Origin of the sequence: Ideonella livida (assembly GCF_010499455.1) — a bacterium.
Taxonomy (GTDB): domain Bacteria; phylum Pseudomonadota; class Gammaproteobacteria; order Burkholderiales; family Burkholderiaceae_C; genus Ideonella; species Ideonella livida.
Window position 1 is genome coordinate 39,031 of the sequence record NZ_JAAGOH010000016.1, and the last position, 21,407, is coordinate 60,437.

The window sequence follows — 21,407 nt, forward strand, 5'->3', positions numbered from 1 at the left end:
CGTCGCGGGTCGCCGCCTCAGGCTGGTGCCGCGCCCATCCAGCCGTGACCGGCCAGCAAGCCGGCGCTCAGGCCCACTGCGAGCCCGCACAGACCGCGGCTGGCCCAGGACTGCAAGGGACAACGCACAGCGTGGCGGGCGGCCCACTCATGTGCGCGCAGCGACAGCATGGCCAGGCCGGCCCACATCAGGCCGTCAGCCAGGGCCGGGGGATGCCCCAGACTCGACCATTGGTGGATCAACAGCAGCACCGCCGCCGATGTCAGACCTGCCAGTACCCACAGGCGCGCCACCTGCCCCCGCCAGGGTCTCAGCGAGGCCAGGGCACAAGACCAGAGCAAGGCCAGCGCGACGGGCGGACCCGCCTCGCGCCACATCCCTGCGCCCGGGTCTGCCCCGGCCAGCAGCAGCAGGCAGAGGGCGAGCCAAGCCAAGCCGATGCGGCGGTAGGCAGACGGCTTTCCGGCCTGTGCGGATGGGCCGGGAACGGAACGCAGGACGGGCATGGCGGTACTCCAAGGCGCTGACGGGGTGGCGGCCCGCCGCGCGTGGTGGCGCGAGGTGGGCGGGTAAACCCTAAGCACGTGGCATGCCGCCGGCGCCCCCCGCACCTGGCGGGCGGGCCCGCCACCTTGGGGGGCGCACCGTCAGACCCCCGGCGAGGGGCGCTCAGGCCGTTTCGCTGGGCAGGAAGCCGTCCACCGACAGGTAGCGCTCACCCGTGTCGTAGTTGAAACCCAGTACCTTGGCGCCCGGCGGCAGGTCGGGCAGCTTCTGGGCGATGGCCGCCAGCGTGGCGCCGCTGGAGATGCCCACCAGCAGCCCCTCTTCGCGGGCCGAGCGGCGGGCGTACGTCTTGGCCGCCTCGGCCTCGACCTGAATCACGCCGTCCAGCAGCTCGGTCTTGAGGTTTTTCGGCACGAAGCCTGCACCGATGCCCTGGATGGGGTGGGGCGAGGGGGCGCCGCCGGAGATCACGGGCGAGGCGGCAGGCTCCACCGCGTAGACCTTGAGCCGCGGCCAGCGAGCCTTGAGGACGGTGGCCACGCCCGAGAGGTGGCCGCCGGTGCCGACGCCGGTGATGATGGCGTCCAGGCCTTCGGGGAAGTCGGCGGCGATCTCCTCGGCCGTGGTGCGCACATGCACCTCGAGGTTGGCCGGGTTCTCGAACTGCTGCGGAATCCAGGCGCCAGGGGTGCTGGCCTGCAATTCCTGGGCCTTGGCGATGGCGCCCTTCATGCCCTGGGCCCGCGGCGTGAGCACGAAGCTGGCGCCGTAGGCCAGCATCAGTCGGCGGCGCTCCACGCTCATGCTGTCGGGCATCACCAGGATCAACGGGTAACCCTTGACGGCCGCGACCATGGCCAGGCCCACGCCCGTGTTGCCGCTGGTGGGTTCGATGATGGTGCCGCCAGGCTTGAGGCTGCCGTCGGCCTCGGCTGCCTCCACCATGGCCAGGGCGATGCGGTCCTTGATAGAGCCCCCGGGGTTGGCCCGCTCGGACTTCACCCAGACCTCGTGGCTGTCGCCGAAGAGGCGCTGAACGCGGATGTGCGGGGTGTTGCCGATGGTGGCGAGCACGTTGGTGGCTTTCATGGGGGCTCCTGCGTGGGGGTCATCTGGGGCGCGCGGGCCGGCCCTGAGGGCTGGCCTGCCGCGGTGCGCCAAGATCATGCCGCAAGCCGGAGGGCATGTCGCCCATGAGCTTATGCCCTGCGGTCATGAAGGCGCGCCGGCATTCGGGCCCAAAGGCATGAGAGAATTCAGGCGTGGAGTCAGCCAGACCGCCGCTGGTGCAAGTGCCGAAAGGCCGCACTGGAGGAAGGTCCGGACTGCATAGAGCAGCGTAGCGGGTAACGCCCGTCCACCGCGAGGTGCGAATCAGAGCCACAGAGACGAGTCGGCAGTGGGCGCTTCGGCGCCTGGGTTCCTTGGCATGCCAGGGGACGACGCTGCCGGGTGAAACGCGGCAATCTTTACGCGCAGCAACACCAAATAGGCCAGCTTTGACGCGGCTCGCTGAGCTGGCGGGTAGGTGGCACCGAGCCGGGGCGGCAACGTCCTGGCCCAGAGGAATGGCGGTCACGCCGGGTCCGCGAGGGCCTGGTGCACAGAATCCGGCCTATCGGCTGGCTCCACACACCACCCAGCTGTCGTCAGGCCGCGACCACTCACCGGTCTCAAGCTGGGCGGACTCTCGCCGATGGATCTGGCAGCCCCGGGCGATGGCGTTTCCGGGGACCACGGAGAGACCATGTCCCAGCCCCGGTGCCACCCTCATGTCCGCCTGCCGACTTTGGCCGCAGCCCCTGTGTGCAGCGGTGCGCCGCGTTCCCGTTTGAGGAGGTCCGCACCGGTCCTGGCGGTGGGTGGGCTGCTGTTGGCGCTGGCCGCCTCCGCCGGGGCCTCTGAGACCGCGCCGGCCCGCACGCCTGCCGCGGCGAAACCGGCCGCCGCGGCTGCCGCGTCGGCCGACGCCCCTGCCGCCCCGGCGGGCGCTGAGGGCCTGGAGGGCGTCAAGCGCAAGTTGGCCGAACGACTGGGCGCCACCACCGAGACCGGCCGCAGCACCGGTTTGCGCATCACCAACAAGGCGGCCGATGCACCGCCTGCCCGGTCGCCAGCGCGGCCTGCGGCGGCGCCGGCTGCCGCAGCCCATGCGGCCACCGAAGCCCACCACACCCCGCATTGGGGCTATGAAGGGGCTTGGGGCCCGCAGGCCTGGGGCCAGATCAAACCGGAATTCGCCCTATGCGCCCAAGGCCGGCGGCAGAGCCCCATAGACATCCGCGGCGGCATTGCCGTGGAGCTTCCGCCGATCCAGTTCGACTACCGGCCCACGGGGTTCCAGGTGCTGGACAACGGGCACACCATCCAGGCCAACCTGGGCAGCGGCAACGCGATCACGCTTCATGGTCGGCGCTACGACCTGCTGCAGTTCCATTTCCACCGCCCCTCGGAGGAGCGGGTGGAGGGCCGGCAGTACGACATGGTGGCCCACTTGGTGCACCGTGATCCCGAGGGGCGCCTGGCCGTGGTGGCGGTGCTGATCACCCGCGGCGCGCCCAATCCGGCGGTGCAGCTGGTCTGGAACTCACTGCCCCTGGAGCGTGGCGACAGCCTGGCCTCCCCGGTCCAGCTCGACCTCAACCAGCTGCTGCCGCAGGATCCCCGCTACTACACCTACATGGGTTCGCTCACCACCCCCCCGTGCAGCGAAGGAGTGATGTGGCTGGTGATGAAGCAGCCGATCACCTTGTCCACCGAGCAGCTGGACATCTTCGCCCGCCTCTATCCCTTGAACGCCCGTCCCATCCAACCCGCCGCCGGCCGTTTGATCAAAGAAGGGCTCTGAGCGCCACGGCCGACCCCCTCCCGGACAGCCGCCGCCGTGATGCCCGGGCGTCTTGCCGACGCCTGCTGCAGTCCTACGCCCCTCAATTCCATGTAAGTTCGTTCAAGACGTCGTTTTGCTGCACCTTGAAACAACTTTTCCCTCATCCATCGGGAGGAGGCGGGGGAATGTCTGGTGAGGAAAGGGATGCGAAACCACGCGCAAGTCCTTGTTTTGTGGTGGAGGTCGTGCAGATTTCTCGCCTAAGTCCTTGATTCATCCCGCATTTCTCAAGAGCACCCCGCGTTGACCGAGAGGGGCCCTCTGCTACAGTGGAGACATGTGGGGGAAGGTGGGGAAAAGTGTCGGAACTCTCGTTTTCCGGGGCGGCGACGATGTCGATCGACGAGAAGGGTCGCGTGGCGGTCCCGGCTCGCTATCGCGCGTCCCTCAAGGAAGCGGGTGTGGCCGACCTGGTCATCACCAAGCACCCCGAGGGTTGTCTGATGATCTTTCCCCTGCCCAACTGGCTGCCTTTTCGCGAACGTATCCAGGCCCTGCCGGCCGAGGCCCAGGGCTGGAAGCGCATGTTCCTGGGCTTTGCCAGCGAGGTCAGCCTGGACAGTGCCGCCCGTGTCATGGTGGATGCCCCGCTACGCCTGCATGCCGCCCTGGACAAGGGGGGCGAGGCGCTGCTGCTGGGCGTCGGCTCGCATCTGGAGCTCTGGCAGCCGGTCCGCTACGAAGCCAAGGAGCAGGCGCTGCTGAGCCAGCCCATGCCCGAGTCCATCCGCCAGTTCAGCTATTGAAGGCCTTCCCTTGACGGACTCTTCCAGCGCCTTCATCCACCGCAGCGTGCTGCTCGACGAGACGGTCGAGGCCGTGCTCACCCGCCCGGATGGCATTTACCTTGACGGCACCTTCGGCCGGGGCGGGCACAGCCGGGCGCTGCTTGCACGGCTGGGTCCGCAGGCCCGTTTGGTGGCCTTTGACAAGGACCCGGAAGCCATCGCAGCCGCACAGGCCGTGGGCGATGCCCGCCTGACCATCTGCCACGCCAGCTTTGCAGACGCTGCGGCGCACTTGGCGGCCCTGGGGCTGCCGCGGGTGGACGGTGTGATGCTTGACCTGGGGGTCTCCTCTCCCCAGATCGACGACCCTGCGCGGGGATTCAGCTTCCGCTTCGACGGCCCGCTGGACATGCGCATGGACCCGACCCGTGGCGAAACCGCCGCGGATTTCCTGGCCCGCGCCGACGAGCGCCAGATTGCACAGGTGATCAGAGACTATGGCGAAGAGCGGTTTGCTGTCGGGATTGCAAAGGCGGTTGTCGCACGCCGCCAGGCTGAAGGGCCCCTCCAGCGCACCAGCGAACTGGCCCAGCTCGTGGCTCGCGCGGTCCGCACGCGGGAACCGGGCCAGGACCCAGCCACCCGGACCTTCCAGGCTCTTCGGATTCACGTCAACGCCGAGTTGGCGGACCTGGAGCAGGGGCTGAGTGCGGCGCTGGCGGTGCTGGCCCCCGGGGGGCATCTGGCCGTCATCAGCTTCCATTCGCTGGAGGACCGCATCGTCAAGGCGTTCATGGCCCATGAGAGCCGGGAAGAGGTGGATCGCCGGGCGCCCTTCGCACCGCCCACCCGGGACCTGCGACTGAAGTTGCTGGGTCGCATCAAGCCCAGCGCGGCTGAGGTGTCGGCTAACCCGCGTGCCCGTTCGGCGGTGCTGCGCGTGGCCGAGCGCACCGGCGCGGGGGTGGTCTGAGCCATGGCGCGCCTGAATCTCCTGGTCATGTTGCTGCTGGTGCTCAGCAGCCTCGCGCTGGTGCATGTGCGCCACGAGGGGCGCACGCATCGCGCCGGCCTGGAGAGCGCGCTGGCCGCCAGCGTCGTGCTGGCGGGTGAACAGCTGGCCCTGGAGAACCGCCAACGGGCGCTGATGTCGGGCATGGGCTCGCAGCAGCGTGCCCAGCAGTTGGGCATGTACCAGCCTTCCCCCGACCAAGTTGTCTACCTGGCCCGGCAGGCCGCCTCGGGAGCCCGCTGACATGGGCTGGTTCTCGCGCGCCCAGGCGGCCGCCACATCCGTGCGCGGCGTCAACTACGCCACCAGTCCGCTGCTGGCCTCCAAGACCCCATACGGCCGCAGCCAGTTGGTGCTGGTGGTCATGGGGCTGATGTTCGGTGGGCTGCTGGCACGTGCGGTCTACGTGCAACTCATCAATCCGGGGTTCTTTCAGACGGAAAGCCTCCGGCGCACCACCAAGGAATACAACGCCTACGGCCTGCGCGGCGACATCAAGGACCGCCATGGCGATCTGCTGGCACGCAGCCGCAAGGCACCCAACTTGGTGGTGCGGCCGGCGGAATTCTTGCGGGAAGAGGAGCAGTTCCTCGCCCGCAACACCATCACGTCCGCCACCAAGCCTGAGCACGCCGAGATCATCCGCGGACGCATCGCCGCGCGCCAGAAGCGGCTGGACCGCCTGCTGGCGCTGGTGAACATGAACGAAGCGGACTTCCGTCGTGCCATGGCGTCCCTGCGGCCTCCCCACACCCAGGTGGTGCTGGCCACCAAGATGGGAGAGGCCGCCACTGTCGAGGCCCTTGGCCTGCGCTTTGAGGGCATCGACCAGGACGTGAAGTTCGATCGCACCTATCCGGAAAGCCGCGCTGTCAGCCATGTGCTGGGCTGGACCGACCCGGCAGACAAGGGCGTGGATGGGGTGGAGAAGCTGTTTGACAAGTTGCTGGCGGGCAGCAGTGTCAAGCAGCAGGCTCAGCAGGACCGGCTGGGGCGGATCGTGGGCGACCAAGGTGAGAACCCGGATCCCAAGGAGGGTGAGGACCTCACCCTGACACTGGATGCCCTGCTCCAGGCGGTGGCCTACCGGCGGCTGGAGCAGGCGGTGCTGGACAGCCAGGCCAAGTCGGGCAGCGTGGTCGTGCTCGATGCGGGCAGCGGTGAAGTCCTCGCCTTGTCCAACTACCCCAGTTTTGATCCGGCAGCACCTGGCCGGTCCAGCGCCTGGGCCCGCACCAACCGCGCGCTCACCGACGCCTACGAGCCGGGCTCCACCATGAAGCCTTTCATCGTGGCCCTGGCCATCGAAAAGGGGTTGGCGCACCCGGATCAGGTGCTCGACACCTCGGCTTTCCGGGTGCACGACCGCCTGATCTCGGACCATGACCATGCCAAGCCTTCGCTGACCGTGGCGCAGGTGGTGCAGAAGTCCAGCAACCCGGGCACTGTGCGCCTGGCCCTCAAGCTCGATGACCAGGAGATGTACGACACCCTGGCCAACCTGGGTTTTGGCCGCAAGCCGGACCTGGGCCTGGGCGGTGTGGTGCCTGGTGGCGGCCTGGGTGCCAGCGGTGGACGACTGATGAACTGGAAGCGCTGGCGCGGTGCCGACAAGGCCACGATGAGCTACGGCTACTCCATCTCCGTGTCGGTGCTGCAGTTGGCCCGCGCCTATACCGCCCTGGCGGGCAATGGCACTTTGCTGCCCCTTTCCCTTGTCAAGGGTCAGCCCGGCGGTGAACCGGTGCGTGTCTTCACCGAGGCCACGGCGCGCACCATGCGCGAGATGCTCCGTGGCACTGTCAGCCCCGAGGGGACGGCCGCCAAGGCGCAGCCGGTGGGCTACACCGCCGCCGGCAAGACCGGTACCGCACAGAAGCTGGTGGGGGGGCGCTACAGCAGCAGCAGCCACGCCGCCTGGTTTGCCGGCTTCTCTCCCGCCACCCAGCCCCGTGTGGTGGTGGCCGTGCTGATCGATGAACCCAAAGGGGCCTACTACGGCGGCCTGGTCGCCGCCCCGGTCTTCAAGGACGTGGTCGAGCAGGCGTTACGCCGCCTGGGCGAGCCGCCCGACATGGAGATCAAGCCCACCGCGCTGATGGCCCAGGCCGACCCGCTTCGCAAGGACCGCCGCTGACATGGCCACCCGCATCCTTTCCGATCTTCAGCAGGCCGTGCAGTGGCTGCGTGAGCAGGGCGTGCGCCGCCTGTGCACCGACAGCCGTCGCCTGCAGGCCGGAGACGCCTTCATCGCCTGGCCCGGTTTCGCGCAGGACGGACGCCGCTATGTGCTCCAGTGCCTGGCGCGTGGGGCCACGGCCTGCCTGGTCGAGGCCGAGGGCGTGGAGGCCTGGGGCTTCGACGATTCCCGCATCCGTGCCATTTCCGGCCTGAAGACCGTCACAGGACTGCTGGCCGCAGCCTTTCTGGACCACCCCGGCGAGGCGCTCCAGGTGGTGGCCACCACCGGCACCAACGGCAAGACCTCCACCGCTTGGTGGACCGCCCAGGCCTTGGGCCTGGCGGGGCGTCCTTGCGGTGTGGTGGGCACTTTGGGCATCGGCCGTCCGCCACTGCCGGGTGGCCAGGCAGGGCAAGTCGTGGCCACGGGCCTGACCACACCGGACCCGGTCGTGCTCCAGCATGCCCTGCGCGATCTTGCAGACCAAGGCGGCGTGGCCTGTGCCCTGGAGGCCTCCTCCATCGGCATCGAAGAGCACCGCTTGGAGGGGCTGCCGATCCACGTTGCCCTGTTCACCAATTTCACCCAGGACCACCTGGACTACCACGGGGACATGGCCGCCTACTGGGCGGCCAAGCGTCGTCTGTTCAGCTGGCCCGGTCTGCGGGCAGCCGTCCTCAACGTTGACGACCCGCAAGGCGCACAGTTGGTGGCTGAACTGGCCGGCAAGGGCCTGCAGCTGTGGACCTGCTCGCTGCAGGGCGAGGCCCGCCTGGTGGCCCAGGACCTGCGGCACGAGGCGCAGGGCCTGAGCTTCACGCTTTGCGAAGGATCCCAGCAGGTGCCGGTGAGCACCGGTCTGCTGGGCGATTTCAATGCCTCCAACCTGCTGGTGGTGATCGGGGCGCTGCGGGCCCTGGGCTTGGGCTTGGCAGAGGCCGCTGCCGCTGCCGCGCGCGTCACGCCGGTGCCGGGCCGGCTACAGCGGGTGCAGCCGGGCGGCAGCCAGCAGCCCGAAGTGGTGGTGGACTATGCCCACACCCCGGATGCCCTGGAAAAGGCGATCACCGCCCTGCGACCGCTGGCACAGGCCCGCGGTGGCCGGTTGACGGTGGTCTTCGGTTGCGGGGGCAACCGCGATGCCACCAAGCGACCGCTCATGGGGGCCATTGCCGCCCGGCTGGCCGACAAGGTGGTCATCACCAGTGACAACCCGCGGGACGAGGTGCCGGCCGACATCATCGGCCAAGTACGGGCTGGCGTGCCGCTGGGGCATGCTGCCCGGCAGGTGCTGGTGGAAGCGGACCGTCGCCTGGCCGTGGAGCAGGCCGTGCTGGCCGCTGAGGCGGCCGACGTGGTGCTGGTGGCCGGCAAGGGCCACGAGGACTACCAGGAGATCCTGGGCGTGAAGCATCCATTTTCCGACCTGTCGGTGGCCGCACAGGCCCTGCAGACCCGGGAGTCCGCCCGATGAGCGCCACGACTCCCGTCATGACCCTGGGCTGGATCCAGGCCCAGCTGCCCGGCAGCCGCCTGGTGGGTGACCCCCGGCTGCCGCTGGTGCGGGTCCACACCGACAGCCGCACCCTGGCTGCAGGCGACCTCTTCGTCGCGCTGCGCGGCGAGCGCTTTGATGCGCATGACTTTCTGGCCCAGGCCCGAGCGGCCGGTGCCACGGCCGCCCTGGCCGAACGCGGACTGGAGGCCGCCGGTCTGTCAGGCGTCGAGGTGGCCGACAGTCTGCAGGCCCTGCAACGCCTGGCGGCAGCCTGGCGCGCTGCCCAGACGCTGCCTCTGGTGGGGGTGACGGGCAGCAACGGCAAGACCACCGTCACCCAGATGGTGGCCAGCATCCTGCGCGCCGCCCACGGTGATCTGGCCCTGGCCACCGCGGGCAACCTGAACAACCACATTGGTGTGCCTTTGACGCTGCTGCGCCTGCGGGGCCACCGGGCCGCGGTGGTCGAGATGGGCATGAACCATCCCGGCGAGATCGCCGAGCTGGCGGCGCTGGCCCGTCCCACCGTCGCCCTGGTGAACAACGCCCAGCGCGAGCACCAGGAATTCATGCACACCGTGGAAGCGGTGGCGCGGGAGAACGGGGCGGTACTCGGGTTTTTGCCTGCCGACGGGGTGGCGGTGTTTCCGGCCGCGGACGCCTATGCCCCGCTGTGGCGGGCGCTGGCCGCTGGCCGGCGGGTGCTCGACTTCGCCCTGACTGAGGACGGTGCTGCCGCGGCGGTGACCGGTCACGGCCGGTGGGCGGTGGACCACTGGGTGGTGACCCTGGACACGCCCGTCGGCTCCGCGACCCTGGACCTGCACATTGCCGGCCTGCACAACGTTCGCAATGCACTGGCCGCTGCGGCTGCAGCGCTGGGCGCCGGCCTGTCGTTGGCGGCGGTGGTGGCCGGTTTGTCGGCTTTCCGTCCGGTGGCAGGTCGCTCCCAGGTCCGACCCTGGCACTGGGACGGGCAGGCCCGCACCCTGGTGGACGACAGTTACAACGCCAACCCCGACTCGGTCCGCGCGGCCATCGACGTGCTGGCCGCGCTGCCCGGTCCGCGCTGGTTGCTGCTAGGCGACATGGGCGAGGTGGGTGACCAGGGGCCTGCCTTCCATGCGGAGGTGGGGGCCTATGCCGCTGCGCGCGGCATCGACCAGGTCTGGTGCAGCGGCGAGCTTTGCCGCCACGCCGCACGGGCCGCCGGCGCCATTGCCCGGCATGAGGGCCGGGTCGAGGACCTTTGCGCCGCCTTGCCGCAGGGCCTGCAGGCCCTGCAGCCGCGCTCGGTGCTGGTCAAGGGATCACGTTTCATGAAGATGGAGCGGGTGGTGGTGGCCTTGCAGGCCGCAGACACGCCCGCCCTGGCAACCGGGTCCGCGGAGGGCGGATCCCAAGGAGAAGGCCATGCTGCTTAGCCTGGCGCAGTGGCTGCAGGGGCTCTACCCCGAGCAGCTGGGTTTTTTGCGGGTGTTCCAGTACATCACCTTCCGCGCGGTGATGGCGGCCATGAGCGCCCTGGTCATCGGCCTGGTGTTCGGCCCCTGGGTCATCCGTCGCCTCACCGAGCTCAAGATCGGTCAGCCCATCCGCGAGTACGGGGTGCAGACCCATCTGGCCAAGAAGGGCACGCCCACCATGGGCGGGGTGCTCATCCTCATCGGCATCGGTTTGTCCACGCTGCTGTGGGCCGACCTGTCCAATCGCTTCATCTGGGTGGTCATGGGCGTGACCCTGGGCTTCGGTGCCATTGGCTGGACCGATGACTGGCGCAAGGTCGTCAAGAAGGACCCCGAGGGCATGCGCTCGCGCGAGAAGTTCCTCTGGCAAAGCCTGATCGGCGCCGCCGCGGCCATCTACCTGGCTTTCAGCGTGTCGGAAACCTCCGCCCCCAAGGTCTGGCAACTCTTCAGCCAGTGGGTCGACAGTGGCTTCTCGCTCAACCTGCCGCCCCGCGCCGACCTGATGCTGCCCTTCTTCAAGTCCGTGAGCTACCCGCTGGGGGTGCTCGGCTTCATGGGCCTGACCTGGTTCGTGATCGTGGGCACCAGCAACGCGGTCAATTTGACCGACGGCCTGGATGGCTTGGCCATCATGCCGGTGGTCCTAGTCTCCGGCGCCCTGGCGATCTTCGCCTATGTGGTGGGCAATGCGGTGTACTCCAAGTACCTGCTGTTCCCCTTCATCCCCGGGGCGGGTGAGCTGATGATCTTCTGCACCGCCATGGCGGGCGCAGGCTTGGCTTTCCTGTGGTTCAACGCCCACCCCGCCCAGGTCTTCATGGGTGATGTGGGGGCACTGGCGCTGGGCGGTGGCCTGGGTGCGGTGGCCGTCATCACCCGCCAGGAAATCCTGCTGGGCGTGATGGGAGGTGTCTTCGTGGCCGAGGCCCTGTCGGTCATGCTGCAGGTCAGCTGGTTCAAGTACACCAAGAAGCGCTACGGTGAGGGCCGGCGGCTGCTCAAGATGGCGCCCCTGCACCACCATTTCGAGAAGTCCGGCTGGACCGAGACGCAGGTTGTGGTGCGCTTCTGGATCATCACCATGCTGCTGTGCCTGGTGGCGCTGGCCAGCCTGAAGCTGCGCTGAGGACGGCCACCGCCATGCACTTCCACGCCGCTTATCTCCAGGACCTTCCGGTGCTTATCCTGGGCCTGGGCGACTCCGGCCTGGCCATGGCCCGCTGGTGCGCCGCGCACGGTGCGCAGGTCCGCGTCTGGGATTCCCGCGAGGCCCCGCCGCAGGCCCAGGCGCTGGCGCGCGATGTGCCGCACGCCCAGTTCTTCAGCGGTCCCCTGGAGGCCTCGGCCCTGGGCGAGACCCGGCTGCTGCTCAAGAGCCCGGGCCTCGCACCTGGCGATGCCCGCATCGCCCCCTTGCTGCACGCGGCGCAGGCCCGGGCGGTGGTGGTTCAGGGCGAGCTTGACCTCTTCGCGCGTGCCCTGGCCGAGTTGCGGGCTGCGGTCGCGTATGCGCCGCAGGTGCTGGCCATCACCGGCACCAATGGCAAAACCACCACCACCTCGCTCACCGCCCAGCTGGTGGAGCGAGCGGGTCGGCGCGTGGGTCTGGCAGGCAACATCGGCCCGACCTTGTTGGATACCCTGGCACATGCCCTGGCGTCCGAGCCGGAGCCGGCCCCGGCCCCGGCCCCGCCGGTTGACGAACTGCCGCTGGGTGACCTGCAGGCCGAGCCTGGGGTGGACGACCCCTTCGATGCCCCGGACGAGGCCACTGCCGACGCGGCGGGTCTTGCCGAATCGGCGGTTGTCGTCCCAGCGCCCCGTCCCCGTTTCTCGGTCCTGCCCGAGGTCTGGGTGCTGGAGCTGTCCAGCTTCCAGCTCGACGGCGTGCAGGGCTTCGAGCCCAGCGCCGGCACCGTGCTCAACATCACCCAGGACCACCTGGACTGGCATGGCGGCATGGCCGCTTATGCCCAGGCAAAGTCCCGCGTCTTTGGGGAACAGGCGGTCATGGTTGTCAACCGTGACGATCCGCTGGTCGAGGCCATGGTGCCCGCGCCGCAATGGGTCAGTGGTGGTCGGGGCCGTCCGCGCCGCCTGCAGGGGCGTGCCGTTTGCCGTTTCGGCCTGGACGCGCCGCGCCAACCCGGTGACTTCGGGCTGGTGGTCGAGTCCGGCATGGCCTGGCTGGTCCGGGCGCAGCCGCTGGAGCAGGGTGTCCGACCCGAGGACGCCGAGCTGCGGCTGCAGCGCCTGATGCCGGCCGATGCCCTGCGCATCCGCGGCCGCCACAACGCCGCCAATGCGCTGGCGGCCCTGGCTCTGGCCACGGCCATCGGCTGTCCGCTGGCGCCCATGCTGCACGGCTTGCGTGAGTACCGTGGCGAGCCTCACCGCGTGGAGCTGGTGGGGCAGGTGGGCGGGGTGGAAGCCTTTGACGACAGCAAGGGCACCAACGTGGGGGCCACGGTGGCCGCGCTCAACGGGCTGGGCGCCGACCGCGGCACCAGCCGCCTGGTGCTGATCCTCGGCGGCGACGGCAAGGGCCAGGACTTCACCCCCCTGGCAGAGCCCGTGGCGCGCCATGTCCGCGCTGTGGCGCTGATCGGGCGGGACGCCCCCGCCATTGCCCAGGCCCTGGCCCACACCGATGTGCCCCTGCACACCTTGCCCACCCTGGAGGAGGCCACCGCCTGGTGTTTCGCCCAGGCATTGCCTGGAGATGCTGTGCTGCTCAGCCCGGCTTGCGCCAGCCTGGACATGTTCCGCCACTACGGGCATCGCGCGCAGGTCTTCATTGAGGCGGTCCAGGCCTTGGCGCTGGAGCGAGGGGAGCTGCTGGCATGAGTACCCCGACATGGCGTGAACGGTGGCAGGACTGGCGCACGCGCCTGGCCGCACAGCTGAGTCCGGAGGGCGGACAGGGCCTGCCCATTGCCCAGTGGATGCCGGCCGGCTTGAACGCACCGGTCAGCCCACGGGGTTTTGATCAAGGCCTGGTGTGGGTGTCCCTGTCCCTGATCATGCTGGGCATCGTGATGGTCTATTCCGCCTCCGTGGCCCTGCCGGATGGGCCTCGCTTTGCGGGTTACACCGAGCTGTATTTCCTGACCCGGCAGACGATCGCGGCCGGTCTGGGGGCGGTGTTGGCCCTGCTGGCGGTGCGGGTGCCCATCGCGGTGTGGCAGAAGATCACCCCGTGGCTCTTCATCTTCACCCTCGTCCTGCTGGTGGGGGTGCTGCTGTTCGGCACCAATGTCAACAAGTCCAAGCGCTGGATCCGCGTGGCAGGCTTCAATTTCCAGCCCAGCGAGTTGGCCAAGCTCACCATGGCCATGTACGCCGCCAGCTACATGGTGCGCAAGATGGACCTCAAGGAGAGCTTCACCCGCGCGGTGCTGCCGATGGCGGCCGCCCTGGCCGTCTTGGGGGTGCTGCTCCTGGCTGAGCCAGACATGGGTGCCTTTGTTGTCATTTCCGCGGTTGCGCTGGGGGTGCTCTTCCTGGGGGGGGTGAACGGCAAGGGCTTCATCATCAGCGCCCTGGTGCTCCTGGCGGCCTTCGCCGGCATGATCTTCACCAGCGAAGAGCGTATGAGTCGACTGAAGTCGACCTACAACCCTTTCGAGAAGAGCAATGCCGCGGGGCCTTCCTATCAGCTGGTGCAGTCCCTGATGGCCTTCGGGCGGGGTGAGTGGTCGGGCGCCGGCCTGGGCGGATCCCTGGGCAAGCTGCATTACCTGCCCGAGGCCCATACCGACTTCCTGCTGGCCATCACCGGCGAGGAGCTGGGCCTGGTGGGGGTGACCGTTGTCATCGCCGCCTTCTTCTGGCTCACCCGCCGCATGTTCGTCATCGGCCGGCAAGCCATCCGCCTGGACCGGGTCTATGCCGGGCTTTTGGCGCAAGGCATCGGCATCTGGTTCGCCGTGCAGGCCCTCATCAACATGGGCGTCAACCTGGGGGCGCTGCCCACCAAGGGCCTGACCCTGCCCATGCTCAGCTATGGGGGCTCCGGCCTGGTGCTCAACATGGTGGCCCTGGCCATCGTGCTGCGGGTGGATGTCGAGAACCGTCAGCTCAGCCACGGGGGGCGCGTATGAGCCCGCGCGCACGCCACCTGGTCATCATGGCCGCCGGCACGGGCGGGCACGTCATGCCCGGCCTGGCCGTGGCCCGCGAGATGCAGGCCCGCGGGTGGACCGTGAGCTGGCTGGGCACGGCCGGCGGCATGGAAAACCGCCTGGTGCCGCCCAGCGGCATCCCCATGGACTCGCTGGCCTTCTCCGGCCTGCGTGGCAAGGGCCTGCTGCACACCCTGGGCGGTGCCCTGCGCCTGGTGGTCGGCACGTGGCGCTCCTGGCGCCTGCTGGGCCAGCGTCGGGCCGATGCTGTGTTGGGCATGGGTGGCTATGTCTGCTTCCCGGGCGGGGTGGCGGCAGCGGCACGGCGGCTGCCGCTGGTGCTGGTCAATGCCGACGCGGCGCTGTTGATGAGCAACAAGGCGCTGCTGCCCGTGGCCCGCACCGTGGCCTTTGGCTTTGAGGGGCCGGACGCCCGGCGCGTGCGCCAGGCGGTGGTCAGCGGCAACCCGGTGCGCGCGGAGATCGAGGCCATTGCCCCTCCGGCCCAGCGCCTGGCGGGCCGTGAGGGCCCGCTGCGGGTGCTGGTGGTGGGCGGCAGCCTGGGCGCCAAGGTGCTCAACGAAGTGGTCCCCGCCGCCCTCAGCCAACTGCCGGTGTCGCAGCGCCCGGTGGTGACGCACCAGACCGGTCTGGCCCAGCACGATGAAGTGCGCGGCCGCTACGCCACCCTGGGCGTGCAGGCGGAGGTGCTGCCCTTCATCGACGACATGGCTGTGCGTCTGTCGGGGTGCGACCTGATCGTCTGCCGTGCCGGCGCCATCACCGTGAGCGAGCTGTGCACTGCGGGCGTGCCTTCCGTGCTGGTGCCGCTGGTGGTGAGCACCACCTCGCACCAGCGCGACAACGCCGCGCTGATGGCCGCCCAGGGCGCAGCGCTGCACCTGCCCCAGGCGGAACTGGATCCCGGACGGCTGGCGGCCCTGCTGCAGGGCCTGACCCGTCCGCAACTGTTGGACATGGCCCTGCGGGCCCGCGCGCTGGCCCGGCCGCGCGCAGCTGCCGCGGTGGCCGATGAGATTGAAAAGGTGGTGTCGGCATGAAGCACGCCGTCAAGCACATCCATTTCGTGGGCGTCGGTGGTGCCGGCATGAGCGGCATCGCCGAGATCCTGCACAACCTCGGCTTCACCGTCTCGGGTTCGGACCAGGCCGACAGCGCGGTGACGCGCCGTCTGGCCGAGCTGGGCATCCGCATCCATGTGGGCCATGACGCCGCCCACATCGCCGGGGCCGAGGCGGTGGTCACCTCCACGGCGGTCAAGGGCGACAACCCCGAGGTCATCGCCGCCCGCGCGCGGCGCGTGCCGGTGGTGCCTCGCGCAGTGATGCTGGCCGAGCTCATGCGCCTGCGCAAAGGTATCGCCATCGCCGGCACCCATGGCAAGACCACCACCACCTCGCTGGTCACCAGCGTGCTGGCCGAAGCCGGTCTGGACCCCACTTTTGTCATCGGCGGCAAGCTCAACTCCGCCGGCGCCAACTCGGCCCTGGGCAAGGGCGAGTTCATCGTGGTCGAGGCCGACGAGTCCGACGCTTCCTTCCTCAACCTCATGCCGGTGCTCTCGGTCGTCACCAACATCGACGCCGACCACATGGACACCTACGGCCATGACTTCGCCCGCCTCAAGCAGGCCTTCGTGGACTTCCTGCACCGCATGCCCTTCTACGGCGCGGCCATCCTGTGCGGCGACGATCCGGGCGTGAAGAGCATCATCCCGCTGGTCTCCCGGCCGGTGGTGACCTATGGCTTCGGTGCCGATGTCCAGGTGCGCGCGGTCGATGTGCAGGCGCTGCCCGGCGGGCAGATGCGCTTTGTGTGCCAGCGCCGCAACGGCGTGGTCATGCCTGACCTGCACATCACCCTGAACTTGCCGGGTGAGCACAACGTCCTCAATGCCTTGGCGGTCATCGCCGTGGCCACCGAGCTGGAACTGCCTGACGAGCCCATCGTGCGGGCCCTGGCGGCCTTCAGCGGCGTGGGTCGGCGCTTCCAGCGTCACGGTGACCTGCCGGCTGCCGGCGGCGGCGTCTTCACCCTGATCGACGACTATGGTCATCATCCGGTCGAGATGGCCGCCGTGATCGCCGCCGCGCGCGGCGCCTTCCCGGGCCGCCGTCTGGTCCTGGCCTTCCAGCCGCACCGCTACACCCGCACCCGTGACTGCTTCGAGGACTTCGTCAAGGTCATGGGTCAGGCCGATGCGGTGCTGCTGACCGAGGTGTATGCGGCCGGCGAGTCGCCCGTCGTGGCGGCCGATGGCCGCGCCCTGACCCGCGCCCTGCGCGTGGCGGGCCGGGTGGATCCGGTTTTCGTGGACGAGGTGGCCGAGCTGCCGGCCCGCATCGCCGAGTTCTCGCGTGATGGCGATGTGGTCATTGCCATGGGCGCGGGCTCCATCGGTGCGGTGCCGGGCAAGGTGGTGGACCTGCTGGGCGGGGCGCGCGCGGCGACCCCCGGCACCTGAGGCATGAGGCCTGACGAGATGACTTCCCCCCTGTTTCCCATTCCTGACGAGCGCGACGTCGCGCATCGGGCCGCCCGCCTGGGCAAGGTGGCGGTGCTGCTGGGCGGCACCTCGGCCGAGCGACCCGTCTCCCTGATGTCCGGCCAAGGCGTGCTGGAGGCGCTGCGCTCGCTGGGCGTGGACGCCCATGCCTTTGATCCTGCCGAGCGCGACCTGGCGGAGCTCAAGCGCGAAGGTTTTGCACGTTGCTTCATCGCCCTGCATGGCCGGCACGGCGAGGACGGCACGGTCCAGGGCGCACTGGAGCTGCTGGGCTTGCCCTACACCGGCTCGGGTGTGATGGCCAGCGCCATCGCCATGGACAAGGTCATGACCAAGCGCCTGTGGCAGTCGGCGGGTCTGCCCGTGCCGCGTGGCTTGGTGCTGGACGGCGCTCACCACCGCCGCGAGGACACCCGCAGCGTGCCCGACAGCCTGGGCTTGCCGCTGATCGTCAAGCCGGCGCGCGAAGGCTCGTCCTTTGGCGTGACCAAGGTGCAAGGTTATTCGCAGATGCAGGAGGCCGTGAACCTGGCCGCCGGCTTTGATGCCGACGTGATCTGCGAGGAATTCATCGAGGGTGAAGAAGTCACCTGCGCCGTGCTCGGCCAGGGTGACGACGCGGTGGCCTTGCCGGTCATCCGCATCCAGGCACCCGACGGCAACTATGACTTCGAGCACAAGTACGTCTCAGACGACACTCGCTACCTGTGTCCGAGCGGTTTGCCCGAAGCCGAGGAGCGCGAGATTCAGCGGCTGGTGGTGCAGGCCTACCGACTGCTCGGCTGCCGTGGTTGGGGACGCGCCGATCTGATGATCCGGGCCCGTGACCGCCAACCCTACCTCCTGGAGATGAACACCTCGCCGGGCATGACCAGCCACTCGCTGGTGCCCAAGTCGGCCCAGGCCGTGGGCCTGGACTATCCGCACCTGTGCCTGCATCTGCTGCAGGCGGCCAGCCTGGACACGCCCAGCCGCCGCTGAGGCGGCCGCGACCTGCCATTTCCCATGACCCGCGTCGACACCCCTTCCACCAGCCTGCCGCTGGACCTGCGCCTGATGCGCCAGGCCACGCGCGCCGTGTGGTGGCTGCTCGCCCTGCTGGGCCTGGCGGCGGCCGGGGTGTGGGTGGCCCATCGGCCGGTGTTCGACTTTGGCGGCATCCAGATCCAGGGCCAGCTGCAGCGCAGCGCGGTGGCCGACCTGCGCGCCAGTGTCCTGCCGCAGTTGGCGGGTAATTTCGTGACGATGGATCTGCAGCGGACCCGGGAGGTCTTCGAGTCGGCGCCTTGGATCCGCCGGGCGGTGGTGCGTCGCGTGTTTCCCAACCGCCTGCTGGTGGTGGTGGAAGAGCACCAGCCCGTCGCGCTGTGGCGCGAGCCCGGCGAGCCCGACCGCCTGCTCAACCACCTGGGCGAGGTCTTCGAGGCGGACCTGGGTGAGGTGGATGGCCTGCCCACCCTGGAGGGGGGGGCCGGACAGGCGGGGCGCCTGCTGGACATGTACCGCATGCTGCAGCACCGTCTGCGGGCGCTCGACAGCGCACCGGTGCGTGTCAGCCTCAGCGGCCGGGGGGCCTGGGAGACCGAGCTGCGCAACGGCGAGGTCATCGTGCTGGGCCAAGGCAACGAGGCCCAGGTGCTGGGCCGGCTGGATACGTTCATGGCCACGCTCAGCCAGGTGCTTGCCCGCGGCGGCAGCGCCACCTGGGTGCGTGCGGATCTGCGCTACCGCAACGGCTACGCAGTGCAATGGAAGCCGCAGCCGACCGAATCCGGTCGGCGTGGCGCACAGGGACATCGAGGGTGATGATGGCCAGGGACAGCAAGGATCTCGTCGTCGGTCTGGACGTGGGCACCGCCAAGGTGATGGCGGTGGTGGGCGAGGTGGTCGGGCAGGAACTGCGCCTGGCCGGCCTGGGGGTGGCGACTTCGCATGGCCTCAAGCGGGGCGTGGTGGTCAACATCGAGGCCACGGTGCAGTCCATCCAGCAGGCCCTCAAGGAGGCCGAGATGATGGCCGCCTGCAAGATCGAGACGGTGTGCACCAGCATCAGCGGCAGCCACATCCGGGGCCAGAACTCCACCGGCATGGTCATCGTGCGCGAGAACCGCGAGGTGACGCCGGTGGACGTGGCCCGGGTGATCGAGACCGCCAAGGCCATCAACATTCCCAACGATCAGCGCCTGCTGCTGGTGGAGCCCCAGGAGTTCGTGATCGACGGCCAGGAAGTCAAGGAGCCGGTGGGCATGAGCGGCAGCCGGCTCGAGGTCAAGGTGCACATCGCCACCGGGGCGCAGAGTGCGGCGGAGAACATGCTCAAGTGCGTGCGCCGCTGCGGGTTGGAGGTGGATGTGCTGGCCCTGGGCCCTACCGCCACTGCCGCGGCCGTCCTGACCGATGACGAGCGGCAGCTGGGTGTGGCCGTGGTGGACATCGGCGCCGGCACCACCGATGTGGCCATCTACACCGAGGGCTCCATTCGCCACACCGCGGTGATTCCCATTGCCGGTGACCTGATCACCAGCGACATCGCCATGGCGCTGCGCACGCCGACCAAGGATGCCGAGGAGATCAAGGTCGAGTACGGTGTGGCCAAGCAGCTGATGGCCGATCCGGGCGATCAGGTGGAGGTGCCCGGTCTGGGCGACCGTGCGCCGCGCATGATCAGCCGCCAGGCGCTGGCCGGTGTGATCGAGCCGCGTGTGGAGGAGATCTTCCACCACGTGCACCAGGCCATCCGCGAGTCCGGTTACGAGGAGCTGCTCTCCTCAGGCATCGTCCTGACGGGCGGCACCGCCGTCATGCCCGGGATGATCGAGCTGGCTGAAGACATTTTCCTGCGGCCGGTGCGCCGTGGGCTTCCGATATACGCCGGTCCCTTGTACGACATGGTCGCCAACCCCCGCTCCGCCACGGTGATGGGCCTGCTGGAGCAGGCTCGCGTGGCGCGTGTGCGCGGGCAGAAGGTGGCGCAGCGCACGGGATCGGTGGGGACGGTGTTGGGCAGGGTCCGGGATTGGTTCCTGGGCAATTTCTGATGGGGCTTGCCCGCAACAGTGGCCGGTACAGGCCTCGGGCGATGCGATGATCAACGGCATAGGCGCAACGGCAATTGCGCGACAGGCAACAGGAGCACACAGATGTCCATCGAAATGATTGAGGACTTCAACAAGGGTACCCAGATCAAGGTGATCGGGGTGGGCGGTGGTGGAGGCAACGCCGTCGAGCACATGATCAGCCAGGGTGTGCAGGGTGTGGAGTTCATCTGCGCCAACACCGATGCCCAGGCGCTCAACCGCAGCCAGGCTGGCACCCTCGTGCAGCTGGGCGAATCCGGCCTGGGGGCCGGCTCCAAGCCTGAAGTGGGCAAGGCTTCGGCCGAGCAGGCCGAGGCCCGCATCCGCGAGGCCATCTCCGGCGCCAACATGCTGTTCATCACCGCCGGCATGGGCGGTGGCACCGGCACCGGGGCTGCGCCCGTCATCGCCCGGCTGGCCCGTGAGATGGGGATCTTGACCGTGGGCGTGGTGACCAAGCCGTTCGCCTTCGAGGGGGGCCGCCGCTGCAAGCAGGCCGAGACCGGGGTGACGGAGCTGGAGGCCAACGTCGATTCCCTGATCGTCGTGCTCAACGAGAAGCTGCTCGAGGTGCTGGGCGACGACGTCACCCAGGACGAGGCTTTTGCCCACGCCAACGATGTGCTCAAGAACGCGGTGGGCGGCATCAGCGACATCATCCACATCCCGGGTCTGGTCAACGTCGACTTTGAAGACGTCAAGACCGTGATGAGCGAGCCGGGCAAGGCCATGATGGGCACCGCCATGGCCAGTGGCCCCGACCGGGCCGCCAAGGCCGCTGAGGCCGCCGTCACCTGCAAGCTGCTGGAGGGCATCGACCTCTCCGGCGCCCGTGGCGTGCTGGTGCTGATCGCGGCGTCCCGCGGCAACTTCCGCCTGGCCGAGGTGCGCAGCGCCATGTCCACCATCGGCCGCTACGCAGCCCAGGATGCGCATGTGATCTACGGCACCGCCTACGAGGAGTCTCTGGGCGACCAGCTGCGGGTGACGGTCATCGCCACCGGTCTGACCTCGTCCAAGCAGCGCGCCCAGGCGCCGCTGACCGTGGTGCCGCAAGCGGCCACGGTGCCGGCCTCGGCGGCGGCTCAGCCGGCCGTTGCCGCACAGCCGGTGGTGCAGCCGGCTGCCCAGGCCGCTGTCCACGCCTCGGCCACGACTCAGGTCAACCTGCGCACCGGCACCGACAACCTGCCGGTCATGGGCGCCATGGTCAGTGGCGTGGCCACCCCCGCCGCAGCCCCGGAGCACCTGGTGCCCAGCGTCTGGCGCAGCGGTCGCACGCAGGCTGCGGCCAAGGTCGAGGCGCTGAGCTCCAATGGCATGGAGGAGATCGAGATCCCGGCGTTCCTGCGCAAGCAGGCCGACTGAGATCCGCCCGGCATGGCGGTCCGCC

18 protein-coding genes and 1 other RNA gene are annotated in these 21,407 nt (G+C 69.2%); 17 read left to right on the forward strand and 2 right to left on the reverse strand.

All coding sequences use genetic code 11. The features are described from left to right. Positions 1-17: 17 nt before the first annotated feature. Both G3A44_RS13860 and cysK read right to left on the reverse strand, forming a co-directional pair. Positions 18-506 (reverse strand): hypothetical protein, encoded by a 489-nt coding sequence (locus G3A44_RS13860; RefSeq protein WP_163458122.1) that lies wholly within the window; start codon positions 504-506, stop codon positions 18-20. 163 nt (positions 507-669) lie between these two features. Continuing rightward, on the reverse strand, positions 670-1,596 hold the full coding sequence (gene cysK, locus G3A44_RS13865) for a cysteine synthase A (RefSeq protein WP_163458123.1): 927 nt from the start codon (positions 1,594-1,596) through the stop codon (positions 670-672). 175 nt (positions 1,597-1,771) lie between these two features. On the opposite strand from cysK, the gene rnpB reads away from it, so the two are divergent. The 17 genes from rnpB (at position 1,772) to ftsZ (ending at position 21,382) form a co-directional block, all read left to right on the forward strand. After that, an RNA gene (gene rnpB, locus G3A44_RS13870) (RNase P RNA component class A) lies at positions 1,772-2,141 on the forward strand. 224 nt (positions 2,142-2,365) lie between these two features. After that, entirely contained in the window at positions 2,366-3,355 is a 990-nt protein-coding gene (locus G3A44_RS13875; RefSeq protein WP_310734376.1) for a carbonic anhydrase, read from the forward strand. Positions 3,356-3,696: 341 nt separating this feature from the next. Continuing rightward, positions 3,697-4,143, forward strand: a complete 447-nt coding sequence (locus G3A44_RS24105; RefSeq protein WP_310734377.1) for a division/cell wall cluster transcriptional repressor MraZ — start codon at positions 3,697-3,699, stop codon at positions 4,141-4,143. A 10-nt stretch (positions 4,144-4,153) separates the two neighbouring features. After that, positions 4,154-5,098 (forward strand): 16S rRNA (cytosine(1402)-N(4))-methyltransferase RsmH, encoded by a 945-nt coding sequence (rsmH, locus tag G3A44_RS13885; protein WP_163458126.1) that lies wholly within the window; start codon positions 4,154-4,156, stop codon positions 5,096-5,098. 3 nt (positions 5,099-5,101) lie between these two features. Next, positions 5,102-5,380, forward strand: a complete 279-nt coding sequence (locus G3A44_RS13890; RefSeq protein ID WP_163458127.1) for a cell division protein FtsL — start codon at positions 5,102-5,104, stop codon at positions 5,378-5,380. Between the two features lies 1 nt (position 5,381). Next, positions 5,382-7,274, forward strand: a complete 1,893-nt coding sequence (locus tag G3A44_RS13895) for a peptidoglycan D,D-transpeptidase FtsI family protein (protein WP_163458128.1) — start codon at positions 5,382-5,384, stop codon at positions 7,272-7,274. A 1-nt stretch (position 7,275) separates the two neighbouring features. Next, on the forward strand, positions 7,276-8,793 hold the full coding sequence (locus G3A44_RS13900; protein WP_163458129.1) for a UDP-N-acetylmuramoyl-L-alanyl-D-glutamate--2,6-diaminopimelate ligase: 1,518 nt from the start codon (positions 7,276-7,278) through the stop codon (positions 8,791-8,793). Next, positions 8,790-10,241: a UDP-N-acetylmuramoyl-tripeptide--D-alanyl-D-alanine ligase gene (locus tag G3A44_RS13905; RefSeq protein ID WP_163458130.1), complete on the forward strand. Its 1,452-nt coding sequence runs from the start codon at positions 8,790-8,792 to the stop codon at positions 10,239-10,241. The genes G3A44_RS13900 and G3A44_RS13905 overlap by 4 nt, the downstream gene beginning before the upstream one ends. After that, entirely contained in the window at positions 10,231-11,412 is a 1,182-nt protein-coding gene (gene mraY / locus G3A44_RS13910; RefSeq protein WP_163458131.1) for a phospho-N-acetylmuramoyl-pentapeptide-transferase, read from the forward strand. The genes G3A44_RS13905 and mraY overlap by 11 nt, the downstream gene beginning before the upstream one ends. 14 nt (positions 11,413-11,426) lie before the next feature. Beyond that, positions 11,427-13,133 carry a UDP-N-acetylmuramoyl-L-alanine--D-glutamate ligase gene (gene murD / locus G3A44_RS13915; RefSeq protein ID WP_163458132.1) on the forward strand — a complete coding sequence of 569 codons (1,707 nt, stop codon included), beginning with the start codon at positions 11,427-11,429 and terminating at the stop codon, positions 13,131-13,133. Then, positions 13,130-14,389 (forward strand): putative lipid II flippase FtsW, encoded by a 1,260-nt coding sequence (ftsW, locus tag G3A44_RS13920; RefSeq protein WP_163458133.1) that lies wholly within the window; start codon positions 13,130-13,132, stop codon positions 14,387-14,389. Before murD ends, ftsW begins: the two co-directional genes overlap by 4 nt. Then, a complete protein-coding gene (gene murG, locus G3A44_RS13925; RefSeq protein WP_163458134.1) occupies positions 14,386-15,471 on the forward strand; it encodes an undecaprenyldiphospho-muramoylpentapeptide beta-N-acetylglucosaminyltransferase in 1,086 nt (361 codons plus the stop codon). The genes ftsW and murG overlap by 4 nt, the downstream gene beginning before the upstream one ends. After that, on the forward strand, positions 15,468-16,895 hold the full coding sequence (gene murC, locus G3A44_RS13930; protein WP_163458135.1) for a UDP-N-acetylmuramate--L-alanine ligase: 1,428 nt from the start codon (positions 15,468-15,470) through the stop codon (positions 16,893-16,895). Before murG ends, murC begins: the two co-directional genes overlap by 4 nt. Before the next feature lie 18 nt (positions 16,896-16,913). Continuing rightward, positions 16,914-17,918: a D-alanine--D-alanine ligase gene (locus G3A44_RS13935; protein WP_163458136.1), complete on the forward strand. Its 1,005-nt coding sequence runs from the start codon at positions 16,914-16,916 to the stop codon at positions 17,916-17,918. Positions 17,919-17,942: 24 nt separating this feature from the next. Beyond that, the gene (locus G3A44_RS13940) at positions 17,943-18,743 is read left to right on the forward strand and encodes a cell division protein FtsQ/DivIB (protein ID WP_163458137.1); all 801 of its coding nucleotides are present in this window, start codon (positions 17,943-17,945) and stop codon (positions 18,741-18,743) included. Between the two features lie 2 nt (positions 18,744-18,745). Continuing rightward, the gene (ftsA, locus tag G3A44_RS13945) at positions 18,746-19,975 is read left to right on the forward strand and encodes a cell division protein FtsA (protein WP_163458196.1); all 1,230 of its coding nucleotides are present in this window, start codon (positions 18,746-18,748) and stop codon (positions 19,973-19,975) included. Between the two features lie 102 nt (positions 19,976-20,077). Next, on the forward strand, positions 20,078-21,382 hold the full coding sequence (gene ftsZ / locus G3A44_RS13950) for a cell division protein FtsZ (protein WP_163458138.1): 1,305 nt from the start codon (positions 20,078-20,080) through the stop codon (positions 21,380-21,382). Positions 21,383-21,407: the final 25 nt, after the last annotated feature.

What these genes read in the sequence shown, in the direction of transcription:
- G3A44_RS13860 (WP_163458122.1), bottom strand. Translation starts at nt 506, where the DNA reads ATGCCCGTCCTGCGTTCCGTTCCCGGCCCATCCGCACAGGCCGGAAAG.
- cysK (WP_163458123.1), bottom strand. Translation starts at nt 1,596, where the DNA reads ATGAAAGCCACCAACGTGCTCGCCACCATCGGCAACACCCCGCACATC.
- G3A44_RS13890 (WP_163458127.1), top strand. Translation starts at nt 5,102, where the DNA reads ATGGCGCGCCTGAATCTCCTGGTCATGTTGCTGCTGGTGCTCAGCAGC.
- G3A44_RS13895 (WP_163458128.1), top strand. Translation starts at nt 5,382, where the DNA reads ATGGGCTGGTTCTCGCGCGCCCAGGCGGCCGCCACATCCGTGCGCGGC.
- G3A44_RS13900 (WP_163458129.1), top strand. Translation starts at nt 7,276, where the DNA reads ATGGCCACCCGCATCCTTTCCGATCTTCAGCAGGCCGTGCAGTGGCTG.
- G3A44_RS13905 (WP_163458130.1), top strand. Translation starts at nt 8,790, where the DNA reads ATGAGCGCCACGACTCCCGTCATGACCCTGGGCTGGATCCAGGCCCAG.
- mraY (WP_163458131.1), top strand. Translation starts at nt 10,231, where the DNA reads ATGCTGCTTAGCCTGGCGCAGTGGCTGCAGGGGCTCTACCCCGAGCAG.
- murD (WP_163458132.1), top strand. Translation starts at nt 11,427, where the DNA reads ATGCACTTCCACGCCGCTTATCTCCAGGACCTTCCGGTGCTTATCCTG.
- ftsW (WP_163458133.1), top strand. Translation starts at nt 13,130, where the DNA reads ATGAGTACCCCGACATGGCGTGAACGGTGGCAGGACTGGCGCACGCGC.
- murG (WP_163458134.1), top strand. Translation starts at nt 14,386, where the DNA reads ATGAGCCCGCGCGCACGCCACCTGGTCATCATGGCCGCCGGCACGGGC.
- murC (WP_163458135.1), top strand. Translation starts at nt 15,468, where the DNA reads ATGAAGCACGCCGTCAAGCACATCCATTTCGTGGGCGTCGGTGGTGCC.
- G3A44_RS13935 (WP_163458136.1), top strand. Translation starts at nt 16,914, where the DNA reads ATGACTTCCCCCCTGTTTCCCATTCCTGACGAGCGCGACGTCGCGCAT.
- G3A44_RS13940 (WP_163458137.1), top strand. Translation starts at nt 17,943, where the DNA reads ATGACCCGCGTCGACACCCCTTCCACCAGCCTGCCGCTGGACCTGCGC.
- ftsA (WP_163458196.1), top strand. Translation starts at nt 18,746, where the DNA reads ATGGCCAGGGACAGCAAGGATCTCGTCGTCGGTCTGGACGTGGGCACC.
- ftsZ (WP_163458138.1), top strand. Translation starts at nt 20,078, where the DNA reads ATGTCCATCGAAATGATTGAGGACTTCAACAAGGGTACCCAGATCAAG.